The sequence below is a fragment of the Kosakonia sp. MUSA4 genome (genome assembly GCF_013085925.1).
In the GTDB taxonomy this organism is placed as follows: domain Bacteria; phylum Pseudomonadota; class Gammaproteobacteria; order Enterobacterales; family Enterobacteriaceae; genus Kosakonia; species Kosakonia sacchari_B.
Window position 1 is genome coordinate 2,966,099 of the sequence record NZ_CP025697.1, and the last position, 11,808, is coordinate 2,977,906.

Consider the following 11,808-nt stretch of genomic DNA (forward strand, 5'->3'; position numbering starts at 1 on the left):
GATAACACCTTATAATTCATCATCGCCCCCGGCCGACTGCTTTTATGGATATGACCTCGACAATTATTATTTATCTGAAATGTTTAACGTACTATTTTAACGTCCGAAACTTCCCGGTTAGAAAATGAGCCCCAGTCTTTCCTGATGTTCTCAGCAAGTTTCTTTAAATATTCGACATCCTCTTTATGAGTAACTTCATCATCTGTTAATAAAAAATATTTACTAACATCAAAATGTGAATTTGGATAATAATTAGGTATTAATACTGAAAGTATCCATTTGTCAGCCGACCTGAGCAACTCAAAATCACCTCGTTGTGAACAGACAACATATACTTTCACCATCAACTTCCTTATTACGCCAAAAAACAATACCAAGTTTCAGTTGTAAATATCGCATTGTCATTTAACTAGACGCGAAAAACCATCAGACAAGATCGTCAAATTCTTTTTTACTTAATTCTCTTGATTGAAAAGAATTATAATTTGCGCGAATATTTTCAGAAATACTTTTAACGTAATCAACATCTAACGGTTTAACTATCTCATCAAACGAAAACAAAAAAAATCTCGCCACATCAATTTTATAATCACCTTCGGTCAACATTACCTTTAAAATAAATTCGTCATCTTTTTTTTGATAAAGTGTAAAATCCCACGGGTTTACTGATATTTTTTTAGGTTAGTCATAACATTTCTCCTGTAACTATATCTTTAACTATAAAATCCCTACCGTTAATCATGCCTTCTGTATTAACAACAGCCTCTAAGTCTCCCTTAGGTAGTTTTCCACCAGGTAACCACTCGCTATTCGCTCCCCACTCTTTTCCTGATGGCACTCGAGGAGAATATAGTTCCGTTGGTTTAAACTCAACCATTACCAGACTATCATTGCTTAATTGTTCCTCTGGTATACCTAGTTTAGAAGCGATAAGTTTTGGATCTCCATTAGCATCTCCGATGATTTTCGTTGCATTATCCTTAGTCAACACAAACTCCGTTCTTCCTGCATCTGGCTTACCTATCCCATACTCTTCGTATGAGCTACGGGTTACAATTCGCGAAGCTCCATCTTTAAAAGAAGCCACATGTTTTTGTATGTAACTTTTAGGCAAATATGTTACGGAGCCAGCATCAGCACTTTGAACTGGCTGGGGACAATGCGCATGCCGATGGCATTGGTCGAGTTTTGCAGGCTTACGCTGGTTAAGCGTGTCGCTGGCGTGCCTTTGAGCAGCACGGTGAATGCGCCAGTCAGATGGCGCGATGGACCCATTACCGTGCCGGAAGCAACGCCGGTTGCCACACCGGGATTATCGCCATTCGTCAGCGGTGTTACCGTCGCCATATTGTGCGCGGGCATCCCCATAAACAGAATGTTAAGGGCGTTCGGAATAGCGGTCGGCCCCAGCGCGATATCCGGATAGGGAATCGGTGTGGGAGCAGGCATCGGGGTCAGGCAGACATCCGGAAACGCAAGATCGACCCCCATCAACTGGCAATTGGCAAACATGTTCCCTCCTTACCCCATATGGATCTGTTCAGAATCGACTTTGGTGATCGCTTTCGAGGTGATCACCGTATTTTGTGCATGCAGGCGCAGATAATCTTCCGCTTTCATATCGAGTTGCCCGGCGCGGACATGCTCGGTCTGGCGCGTATGGCGAAAAAGCTGCTGGCTGAGCTGCGTGACGCTCTGCCAGACCGACTCCGCGCGTTTCCCCACAATGCGCGACAGCGATACCCAGGCCGAGATTTTTTCGCCGCTGTAGTTCATCTCGCTGATATGGCAATCGCCTTGTAGCGCATTGATATTCAATGCCTCGCTGCTCAGGCTTAACGCGCCCTGGCTTGTGATATGCAAATCGCCCGGCACGCTGAGTTCAGCACTATTCGGGTTGAGCCGCTCCAGTACTGCAAGCAACCACATCTGGTTTTCGACCGCGCTAATCAGTACGGTATCACCTGCTTGTGGCGCAATGACGCAGCTTACTGCCCGGCGGCAGTGCCAGCCGCGCCCTTCACTTTCGACCATCAGGCTGCCGTCATCGAAGCAGTGGGTCACAAGCGCTGCGAATTGCCCGGACGGGATCGCCGCCGTAAGCAGTTGATGGTTGATATTGTTCATAGAAGGTCTCCGTAGATTTTGCTGTGGCGTTCGGCGCTCCAGGCTTCCGCCGCCAGTAACTCTTCGTCGTGTTCGAGGATGCCTTTGCGATCGGCAAAGCGCGCGTTGTCTTGCCGGGCACGATGAAAGCGCGTGCGGGAGAACGCTGCGCCGCGAAAATCGGCTTCACGCACATCGGCAAAAGAAAAATCAGCGTAGGTAAAATCGCACAAGGTAAATTCCGTTCGCCGTGCTGCAATCTGTTGCAGGATGCTCTGGAAAAAGCGGCTCTGTTTAAAACTTGCCTGGTTGAGTGTCGCGCCGACAAAAATAGCCTGATCAAATAAACTGCTTTGGGCGTTCGCACCGCTCAAGTCAGCTTCCATAAACAGCGCCTGCGTCGCGTTGACATTGCACAGTTGCGCCTGTTTTAGCGATGCGCCTTTAAAGTTACATTGCGTAAGCTGCGCGCCGGTAAAATCTGCGCCATCCAGTTGGTTATCGGTAAACTGGCAGCCGATAAACTGCTGCTGTGCATAGCGTTTCCCGCGCTGGTCGCAGTTAAAAAAGACCGACCGCTCAAACTGGCTCCCCTGCAAATCTGTTTCGCGGAGATCGATGCAAAACCAGGTTGTCATCAGGTTCTGGCAATCAGTCAGTGCTGCGCCACCCAGCGGGCTTTCATAAAAGGTGGAGCGTTCCAGCGCCGAGCCAGTGAACAGGCTGTTTACCAGGGAGCAGCGCATAAATTGACTGGCGTCACTGGTCGAGCGGGAAAAATCGCTGTTGGCAAGGTTGCACTCATTAAACACACAGTGCGTTAAGGTCGTACCGCTGGCGTTAATACCCGGCATGTCGCACTGGTTAAAGATGGTCTCATCCAGTTGCGCCCCGGCAATGTTCACCCCGCGAAATATACATTCGGTAAAGATGCTCTCTTTCAGGTTCGCCCCTTGCAGATTCGCACCCTGTAGTGAAACCTCCTGAAAGATACCGCCAGAGAGATCGCATCCTCGCAGGTCTATACCATCGAGGCTCAGTTCGATGATGGCTTCGCCGCCCTTCACTTTCTGCTGTAATTGCGCCGCAGTTAATGTGCTCATATCACCTCTCCATCACGCTTCGGCAGCGTTTTTACCCGTTTGGTATAAGCGCCGTGAAAGTGTGTTTCTTCACTGGTAATGGATTGCGATAAATCAGCACGAAACAGATTCGCATAGCTGAGATCGGCACCTTCAAGGCGGCTCTTTTGCAACATGGCCCCCATCAGATTGGCTTCGTTAAAACGCGCATGGCGAAAATCGGTACGTATAAACAGGCTGCCCGTGAGCGTCGCACCGCTGAAGTCAGCATTTTCACACTGTGCTTCGCTGAAATCGCTGTTATCCAGCGTGGCCCGCCGAAAATGCGCCCGCGTCAGCAGCGCCTGGCGGAAGTTACTCTGTTTCAGATGCGCGCCGCTGAAATCTGCACCCGCCAGCGTGCCGCCCGACGCGACGGCGCAGGTAATCAGCGCGGCATGGGCAAAGTGAGCGTGTTCAAGCTGGCTCTCCACCCAGGAGCAGCTATCAAGCTGGGCATGAGCAAAGGTCGCCCTGAGAAGTTCACACTTGATAAAGCTGGTTTTTGTCATCGCCGCGTGGCTGAAGTCGGGCTGCGGCAGCACCAGTTCCATAAAGACACAGTTATCCAGCGTGGCATGCTGAAACAGGCACTGGCTGAATCCCGTCTCTCGCAGCAGCACATTGCTGATACGGGCATGGCTGAAATCGCAGGCCTCGAACAGGGCGCCGCCCATTTCCGTCTCAGTAAATTGCGCCCCGTGAAAATCCGTCTGTCGGCACTGCGCCAGCGCGAGGCTAGCATGATCCAACTGGCATTCACGCAGGGATGCGTTTTGCAAATCAGCACGCGCCAGCATCGCCTGAGTCAAGTTCGCGCCATCAAGCTGGCAACCGCTGAGATTGGCACATTCGAGTAACGTCTTGTGAAAGTTTGCGCCGCGTAGATCCATGCCGGAAAAATCCGCTCCGGTCAGATCGAGGCCGCTGAAATCGCCGCCCTGCGCCACGGTGCGTTCCGCCCGCTGGCGGATAATCATCGCAATATCGCCCGTCAGTTTGATGGCCGGCGGTTGCTGGGCTGCGGACATCAGATACATCTGGTGCAGCGCTTCCCGGCTTTCAGCCAGCTTCTTCTCACTCAGTTGGGAGGCGTTACGAGCCAGCAGCTCCTGCATTCGATGCATTGATTCCGGCCCGCGGACGCCGCTGTCGCCGCCTGCGGCATCCGCGTAGCGCGCTTCCATCTCAGCTTTACGCGCTTCGGCCTGCTGCTGCATGTTGGCAGCTTTTCGATCCATCTCTTCAATAAACTCGGGCAGTTCATCAAGTCTTGGCAGCGCAGTTTCGTCACTCTCTTTCAGAATGTCACTGACATCACTGCCCTGCGCTTCCAGCCTTGCGCGGTGCTGCTCGCGCAATTGCAGCGCACGGGCGTTCTGGTTTTCACGCATCGGGCTGTGATTTTCCTGCACTTCGTTATCGATCCAGGCGCCGATAACCTCTTCTGGCAGCAGATCTTTCTCGCGAAAGGCAAACAGCGCGCCTTTTTCTTTGTCGAGGCGCTGAGTGAGCACTTTGCGGTAGTGGTTAACTGAGCGTATTGCGCCGTTTTTTTCCAGCGCGGGCATCAGATGCAGCACGTCAGCAGCATCATCTTCGTTTATTCGCTGATTGCCCTGCCAGATGAGCACCATCTGCTCCAGGTGCGGGAAAAACCATACAGTGGTGGCGCGCAGGGCAATCTCTTCAAACAGGATTTCGTCCCCCCGCTGACGCTGGATAAAGCAGCGCGCCTGCCAGGGCGGTAATGCGCCTTCCTGAACAGGTTTTTGCGGATGCATATTCCAGATGCGCCAGGCGGCCTGCGGCGGCAGTGAATCACGATCTTCCCACCACTGATCGGGGCTGGCGGCGTTAAACACGCGCCAGTCTATATCGGGAGCAAAACCAGGGAAATCATGTTGCAGCCAGCGAGCATCATAGTTTTTACCCATCCGGCGAAAACGGCGCGGCCACAGCAGATCCAGCGGGCCAAAGCTCGCTGGTTCAGGCTTCTCACGGGGTGAAACCATGCGCTGTTGCAACGCTTCAATGTTGGGCAGGCGGCGATACTGCGTGCCGTTGTGAGTCTCCGTCACAGCCCCGACGCCGTGCGGGTTTTCATCATACCCAGCGCCGCCAAAAGCCCGGCTCCAGTCGAGGCGCATCTGTTCAAACGGCTGCGGCGCTGTCGGCCGCGAACCCGCCCAGTAGCGATCGCCGGTGACAGCCAGTGTTTTAACCAGCTTATCGACTTCGATGCGTACCGCACAGGTCGTTTTATCCTGATGATGCTGTGTGTAGGCATAGCCCGTGGCGAGAAATTCAGCGCGCGCTTTCGGAATGGCCATATCCAATACTCCGCCGCTGGTTTGTAACTCGCTGGCAGCCAGTTGCCACAATTCAACTTCAGGCCGCAATTTTGGCGAGGCACTCATATCGGCGAGTGCCATAACAGAAACACCCAGGTGATTTTGTCCCTGCAGGCGAAATGGACGATTTAATACGCTCAGTCGCAGCGGTTTAATAATCTTCATAAAACATCCTTTGGAAGATTAAGCATAGTGTTGGAGCGGTAAATGTTTTTATTTCAGTACGTCTGGAAGATTGTATCTGAATGGGGCTTGCAGTATTGCCTGCTCATTAATTAATTTGCATCGTCGGTGGCTTATGCAAACTGCTGGCGGTGCTATACAGCAAAAATGCCAGCGCGAATTGAGTCATTATCGACCGGTTCCCAATTCATACTGGCATCTTTATTTATTGACCAAGTACTAGCGGCTTGTCATAAATAGCGATTTTCTTTGGATCCTTCGGATCATATTTTATCGTCGTGCCATTACCTTCTTTAAACTGCTCGATTTCTTTAAAGGTCAAGGCCTTCATTGTTGTCGCCTCAACCAGATCTTGCTCTTCCGTCTTAAATCTGAGTGTTAATTTATACACCGGTTTATTCCCGTCCCAACTGCTTGTTTGCTCGGTGTGAATAATATCAGCGTTAACGGCAACCCCATTTTTCAATACCGCATCCTGCGAAAAGCCGTCTTTAAGATAGGGATAAAGCGTGGTGTAAAGAAATCTCGCGATGGGAAAGACACCAAAGACAAGTGCAATAACGACCATTGATATGATAAAAACAGCATCCATTTCTATACTCATTCAAATAAAAACGCGGATCAAATAACGCAGAGTCGATTAATTTTACCTGGCTAATTCCCACTTATCAATTCGCAAGCAGTGGTCGATCGTTATCGTCTCTGACAAAAACAATTTTCTTGCCGTCTTTATCCGTTTTAGCCTGATAGGTATTACCGACCTGCCACGCATCAAGAGTGATTAACATAACGGTTTCTTTATGTTTTTCGATCAACCATGATTTGTTATTCATTGGCTCAACAACCCGCAACTCCATTTCAACAACAGGGTTATTATTAATGAATAAACCTGTTTGTTTCATCGATAAAATTTTCACATTCACATCAATCCCTTGCTGAATGTAAGATTGTTCTCGCACTTGCGTATTGCGAATCATTCGGTGTGCCACATAATAAGCGCCAAAGATAATAACAAATGTTAAAACAGCATTAACAATACTAAAGATAGACATTATCTCGCCATATCTCCGCAGAAAGGACATTTTATGATGACTTTCTCATATATAAGATTGAGTAAAATAAATATTATTACTGTGTTACCAGATTCACTGAGAGGGATCATAAACAACATCTATGAGCGCTATGTTCTGCGGAGAATCACCGCTGAACTTAACAATCACAGGTAACCCTTCTTTCAATTCCCCAATGTCTGATACCTTGACAACTGCAGCTGCCTCATAATTTTTCTCACTTTCAATAGTGGCTTCAAAGGTAAAAATAAATTATGTTCATTTTAATCTACAGCAACATATTTATTATAAAAAAAGAAATAATACCTAATCGCCAAGAATCAGCGGTTTATCATAAAATGCAATCTTACCAGGATCTTTGGGGTCATATTTTATTGTCGTACCATTGCCAGGCTTATATTTTTCAATCTCCTCAAAACTTAACGCTTTCTGTAGACTTGATTCCATATCCCGCCCATCTACAGTTTTATAATGAAATGTAATTTGATAGATCGGTTTATTTCCGCCCCATGAACTTGTCTGCTGCGCCGCTATAATATCAGCATTAACTGCAATGCCTATTTTAGCCACCCGACTCTCGACAAACCCACTTTTAACCGTCGGGATAATATCAGTAATAATAACCCGACCAAAAGCAATAACGCCGATAATGATAAGCAGACCACTACCCCAAGAATATATCATATCAAACATTCTCAACTCCATTTAAACAAGAAGGGTCAATGCTTTAGAGCTCCAGTGAACGCCTCCGGAGGTGATAAAGCAACCTATTGTTTTTAACTCCATTGCGGAATTTTTCTTTTCGAATGATTTATGTGAAAAAGAAATTGGCGTAATGCTAGCATATGTTTGGGCATAACTAAGACTAAGCCCTTTAAATGTTGCAGCGTAAAGTTCACTTTTAGTATGTTCTTTAATATATGTCAGTGCGCTATGAGCATAAGAATGTTTGTTAGCATCAGTCGTTTCAAATGTTGGAGACTCGATCATCACTTTTGTTCCACTTGTAATCTTTATTAAACCTGGACTATAAATGCTAATTTCTCCACTATTAACATTTTGTGTCCAATTCCCATCATTAACATTTACTGACAGGCCCCCCGCAGCAATGGTTGTCTCCTGACCGCTATCATATTTTTCTGTTAGCTTGTCGGTGACATGGTGCAATTCAGTCCCTTCAATATTGGTCGTGCGTCCACCTTTTATCGTTACGGTATCACCACCACTGGTGATATTCAGCGTACGACCATTCTTAATGGTTTCCGTGTGGCCATTATTGAACGTTGTGCTTTCTGCATCATCCACGGTAGTGGTGCGTTTTGCGCGGTAGTAGAACGTGCCGTCACCAGTGACATCATCTTTCTGCTCTTTCAGGATCGTGGTGGTGCGGTTGCCATCAACATTCACCGTCTTATCATTCTCGACTGACACTTTCATGTCTTTTTCAGAATGAAGCTCAACGGATTCACTGCCGGGACGATCCTCAAAGAACAAGTAGCTGGCGTTATCTTTATTGCCATCTTTACTGCGGGTCATAAAGCCCATGCGGGTGGAGTCATCCGGCAACGACCACGGCGGCATGCTGGCTTCGTTATAGACGCGCCCGGTGATGATCGGCCGGTCCGGATCGCCGTTGATAAAGTCGATCACCACTTCGTCGCCGACGCGCGGGATTTGTACCCCGCCAAACCCCTGGCCTGCCCAGGCGCTGGAGACCCGCACCCAGCAGGAGCTGGTGTCATCCCCCTTCGCCTGCCGGTCCCAGTGAAACTTCACCTTCACCCGGCCATATCTGTCCGTCCAGATGCTCTCCCCCTGCGGGCCGACCACTTTCGCCGTCTGCGGGCCGTAGGTGCGCGGCCACGCCGTCACCGCCGCCGGGCGGTACACCACCGACGACGGAATAACCGTAAAGTCGATGCGGTGCTCCGTTTCCCCGTCGCTGCCGCTGGCGTAGCGGTTCTCTTCAAAAAAGTAGGTCGCGGCGGTGGTCAGGTAGTCGCCGTTATCGCTGAAAAAGGGCGCGTTATACAGCGTGAAGGTGCTGCCCGGCGCCACGCCCATCGCCGTGGCCGTGCCCTGAATCTGCTGGTGCTCCACCTGCCAGCGCTCCTGGCGGATGCGCGCGTAAAACTCGCCGTGGCCGTGCTCGACAAAACGTCCCGGCCAGTCATACACGTCAATGCTCCCCGGCTGCGGCGACGAAGGGTTCTGCCGCGCCTGGAACAGCCACGCATTCGGCTTGCGGAAATCATAGTCATCCAGGCTGTAAATGCCCGGCGTGACGCTGTCCTCCAGCGCCCACTGGCTGATGCCCTCTTCATCCGTGCTGCCGCCGGACGGCGTCTGGTGGTAGGGAATGGTTTCGTAACCGGGGAAGGGTTTAAATTCGGAGGCGGCGTCGGTCAGCACCAGCGTGTGTCTGTCGGCTTCATGCCTGAAGTGGTAGGCAATTCCCTCCAGCTCCATCAGGCGGCTGATGAAGTCGAAGCTGCTCTCCTGGTACTGCACGCAGTAATCCCAGACGCGGTAACTGCCGGTCAGCCGGTCCTCCAGGTTCACCTGGTATTCGCCGAGCAGCGTTTTCACAATCTGCGGTACCGTCTGCCCCTGGAAGATGCGCAGGTTGCGGTCGCGCTTCATCGGCCACACATCCGGTTCGGCCGTCAGCTGGTACACCGCGTAGCGCGTGCCCGACAGCTCCGTCGCGCTCACCGCCACGCGGGTCACTTTCCCGTTGAAGTAACGCGTGCCCGTCTGCGTCGGGACCGTCACCGTCACCGGCTGGCCCAGCAGCCTGCTGCGGTCGATGCGCGCATCCGTCCCCAGTACCGTCAGCGCCAGCGTAAACGGCTCCGACAGCGCCTCGCGCCCGGAGAGTTTCCAGAAAAGCAGCCCCTCAACGGGCAGCCTGACCGATATTCTGTTCACCATAACGTAGCATCCGTAATTAAGTTTATCTCAGCGATAATAACTGCATCACTGATATGTTTTATTTTGCGCGATGAAATTTAATGCTCTGGATTATTTCCTGGTATTGTTTTTGATGATATTCACTGAATTCACCTGGACAGGTGCCTACATAGCTGACCATCTTTTTCCCGGCGACCGCATCATCCAGTAAAATTAGCGTCTGACGCTGATAAATAACGCGGTTATCATTTTTGAATTGATAAAAAAGTTCAACGGCGGGATAACCATCCACTTCCAGCATTTGTGAAGATTCAAGATGAAAATCTGTGAGAGTTATTTCCAGCTCACGTGCTTTTTTTGCGGCGACGGTATGAACTTTATCATCGGGTTGAGCACTGGTTCGAGACACGACAAACGTAAATTCACTGTCACCGTTATTGCTGTGTGTTAATAAATTCATGGCTCTGTCTTTTTTAATATGTCGGGCGATACAACCGTAACGATCGATACAGGACGACATCACATTATTTGTAATGCGAAAGAGATGTGGGGGAGATAATTCTCCCCGCGTTTTGCCGGGCACAATATTACCCGGCGAAATAGTGTTGATTAAGGTTGTGGATTAATTAACCAGGTGCCCGGTTTAGCAATGGTGATGGTCTGGCTGCGGCTCTGACCATTTCCCTGCAGGAGCACTTCGTAACGACCGGGTTGCAGTTTCAGTGAGGCAAACCCATTGGTCGCCGGAGAAACCGACTGTGCTTCGCCATTGAGGCTCAGTTTTTCGCCCTCTTTCATGCGCACAAAAAGTTGCGCGACCGGCGTCTGGCTGGCCACTGGTGCTGCGGTCTGCGCGGGTGGCGGCGTCTGTACGGCAGGCGCTTCCCGCACAGTCTGCTGTACTGGCGGCGCAGGTTGTTCTTCCGGCGTCACGCTGGCGGTTTGCGCCGCGGCATCTTCCGGCGCTGAACTGCCGCCGAACAACATTGCCCCGGCGACAATGCCGACAATCACGCCTGCCGCCACCAGGCCTGGCAATTTGTAGCGCTGCCAGCCCGGCGCCGCCGGTTTTTCTTCTGCCTCTTCAACCGGTACCAGCATGGTGCCAGGCTGTTTAATGCTCAACACATCCCCCAGCCCGGCAACCGGCATCTCAATCAGCGCAGCGAACTCATCCACGGTCTGCGGACGATCTTCCATCTTCAACGCCAGCGCGCGATCCACCGCCTGCAACAGCGAAGGGGTGTACCCTGGCAGGTTGCGCTGCGTCAGCGGCATATAGGTGTCCTGAATGCTGCGCACCACGCTGACCGGCGGCGGCGAACCGATAATCAGCGTATGCAGCACCGCGCCGAGGGCGTAAATATCGGTCCACGGCCCCTGCTCGCTTTCGTTGTCGTCGGTGTATTGTTCGATCGGCGCATAGCCCGGACGCAGCATGGTTTCCGTTTCGTCCGAAACCGAACCAATACTGCGGCGCGCGGAGCCGAAATCGAGCAGTACGGGCAAGTCGTTATCCTGGATCTGGATGTTATCCAGCGAGATATCGCGGTGCAGATACCCTTCGTCATGGATGGTTTTGATGGCACCCAGCAGCATCGGCAGCATGCGGCGGATCCACGCTTCGTTAATCAGCGTTGGGTTTTTCTCGCGCAGGCGGGAAAGCGTGGTGCCGCTGTAGAACACCGTGCCCATATAAGCGGTATCGTTCTGCACCCAAAAACGCAGCACGTGCAGCAGGTTCGGGTGGTTAAAACGCGCCAGCAGACGCGCTTCCTGGATAAAACTGTTCAGCCCGGCGGTAAAAGCTTTGCTGAAACGCTCGCTGCGCAGCACCAGCGTCATGTCGTCGTTGCGTACAGCCAGTGAAGAGGGCATAAACTCTTTAATCGCGATGGTGCGTTCAAGCTGATGATCCCAGGCGCGATAGACGATGCCAAAACCACCGCCGCCAATCACTTCTTTAATTTCGAACTCGTTGAAGCGATATCCTGGCGGCAGTGCGTTCGGTACACTCCGGTTGTTATCGTGATCCGTCATAGTGGAAAACTCTCTTGATAA

General features: G+C 50.9%; 13 protein-coding genes. All 13 read right to left on the bottom strand.

The genetic code is table 11. From position 1 onward, the window contains the following. Positions 1-83 precede the first annotated feature (83 nt). The 13 genes from C0557_RS14050 to C0557_RS14110 all read right to left on the bottom strand — a co-directional run bounded on the left by C0557_RS14050 (position 84) and on the right by C0557_RS14110 (position 11,787). Positions 84-344, bottom strand: coding sequence for a hypothetical protein (locus C0557_RS14050; protein WP_208658939.1), 261 nt, complete (start codon positions 342-344; stop codon positions 84-86). A gap of 82 nt (positions 345-426) precedes the next feature. Continuing rightward, entirely contained in the window at positions 427-606 is a 180-nt protein-coding gene (locus C0557_RS14055; protein ID WP_208658941.1) for a hypothetical protein, read from the bottom strand. 79 nt (positions 607-685) lie between these two features. Next, entirely contained in the window at positions 686-988 is a 303-nt protein-coding gene (locus C0557_RS14060) for a hypothetical protein (protein ID WP_208658943.1), read from the bottom strand. 131 nt (positions 989-1,119) lie between these two features. Next, a complete protein-coding gene (locus tag C0557_RS14065; protein WP_007371701.1) occupies positions 1,120-1,512 on the bottom strand; it encodes a DUF4150 domain-containing protein in 393 nt (130 codons plus the stop codon). Between the two features lie 9 nt (positions 1,513-1,521). Further along, positions 1,522-2,127 carry a DUF3540 domain-containing protein gene (locus C0557_RS14070; protein ID WP_208658945.1) on the bottom strand — a complete coding sequence of 202 codons (606 nt, stop codon included), beginning with the start codon at positions 2,125-2,127 and terminating at the stop codon, positions 1,522-1,524. Next, the gene (locus C0557_RS14075; protein WP_208658947.1) at positions 2,124-3,209 is read right to left on the bottom strand and encodes a pentapeptide repeat-containing protein; all 1,086 of its coding nucleotides are present in this window, start codon (positions 3,207-3,209) and stop codon (positions 2,124-2,126) included. The genes C0557_RS14070 and C0557_RS14075 overlap by 4 nt, the downstream gene beginning before the upstream one ends. Next, a complete protein-coding gene (locus C0557_RS14080) occupies positions 3,206-5,746 on the bottom strand; it encodes a DUF2169 domain-containing protein (protein WP_208658949.1) in 2,541 nt (846 codons plus the stop codon). Before C0557_RS14080 ends, C0557_RS14075 begins: the two co-directional genes overlap by 4 nt. A 223-nt stretch (positions 5,747-5,969) precedes the next feature. Continuing rightward, a complete protein-coding gene (locus C0557_RS14085) occupies positions 5,970-6,356 on the bottom strand; it encodes a DUF3592 domain-containing protein (protein WP_208658952.1) in 387 nt (128 codons plus the stop codon). Between the two features lie 76 nt (positions 6,357-6,432). After that, the gene (locus C0557_RS14090; protein ID WP_208658955.1) at positions 6,433-6,816 is read right to left on the bottom strand and encodes a hypothetical protein; all 384 of its coding nucleotides are present in this window, start codon (positions 6,814-6,816) and stop codon (positions 6,433-6,435) included. Positions 6,817-7,140: 324 nt separating this feature from the next. Next, a complete protein-coding gene (locus C0557_RS14095; RefSeq protein WP_253073722.1) occupies positions 7,141-7,527 on the bottom strand; it encodes a DUF3592 domain-containing protein in 387 nt (128 codons plus the stop codon). Between the two features lie 12 nt (positions 7,528-7,539). Further along, complete coding sequence (locus tag C0557_RS14100) at positions 7,540-9,768, bottom strand: type VI secretion system Vgr family protein (RefSeq protein ID WP_208658957.1); 2,229 nt, start codon at positions 9,766-9,768, stop codon at positions 7,540-7,542. Between the two features lie 58 nt (positions 9,769-9,826). Beyond that, positions 9,827-10,207: a DcrB-related protein gene (locus C0557_RS14105; protein WP_253073723.1), complete on the bottom strand. Its 381-nt coding sequence runs from the start codon at positions 10,205-10,207 to the stop codon at positions 9,827-9,829. A gap of 149 nt (positions 10,208-10,356) precedes the next feature. Continuing rightward, a complete protein-coding gene (locus tag C0557_RS14110; RefSeq protein ID WP_208658959.1) occupies positions 10,357-11,787 on the bottom strand; it encodes a protein kinase in 1,431 nt (476 codons plus the stop codon). Between the last annotated feature and the right edge of the window lie 21 nt (positions 11,788-11,808).

Coding starts and splice junctions, on each gene's coding strand:
- C0557_RS14110 (WP_208658959.1), bottom strand. CDS start 11,787: ATGACGGATCACGATAACAACCGGAGTGTACCGAACGCACTGCCGCCA.
- C0557_RS14065 (WP_007371701.1), bottom strand. CDS start 1,512: ATGTTTGCCAATTGCCAGTTGATGGGGGTCGATCTTGCGTTTCCGGAT.
- C0557_RS14080 (WP_208658949.1), bottom strand. CDS start 5,746: ATGAAGATTATTAAACCGCTGCGACTGAGCGTATTAAATCGTCCATTT.
- C0557_RS14050 (WP_208658939.1), bottom strand. CDS start 344: ATGGTGAAAGTATATGTTGTCTGTTCACAACGAGGTGATTTTGAGTTG.
- C0557_RS14090 (WP_208658955.1), bottom strand. CDS start 6,816: ATGTCTATCTTTAGTATTGTTAATGCTGTTTTAACATTTGTTATTATC.
- C0557_RS14105 (WP_253073723.1), bottom strand. CDS start 10,207: ATGAATTTATTAACACACAGCAATAACGGTGACAGTGAATTTACGTTT.
- C0557_RS14100 (WP_208658957.1), bottom strand. CDS start 9,768: ATGGTGAACAGAATATCGGTCAGGCTGCCCGTTGAGGGGCTGCTTTTC.
- C0557_RS14055 (WP_208658941.1), bottom strand. CDS start 606: ATGTTGACCGAAGGTGATTATAAAATTGATGTGGCGAGATTTTTTTTG.
- C0557_RS14070 (WP_208658945.1), bottom strand. CDS start 2,127: ATGAACAATATCAACCATCAACTGCTTACGGCGGCGATCCCGTCCGGG.
- C0557_RS14095 (WP_253073722.1), bottom strand. CDS start 7,527: ATGTTTGATATGATATATTCTTGGGGTAGTGGTCTGCTTATCATTATC.
- C0557_RS14085 (WP_208658952.1), bottom strand. CDS start 6,356: ATGGATGCTGTTTTTATCATATCAATGGTCGTTATTGCACTTGTCTTT.
- C0557_RS14075 (WP_208658947.1), bottom strand. CDS start 3,209: ATGAGCACATTAACTGCGGCGCAATTACAGCAGAAAGTGAAGGGCGGC.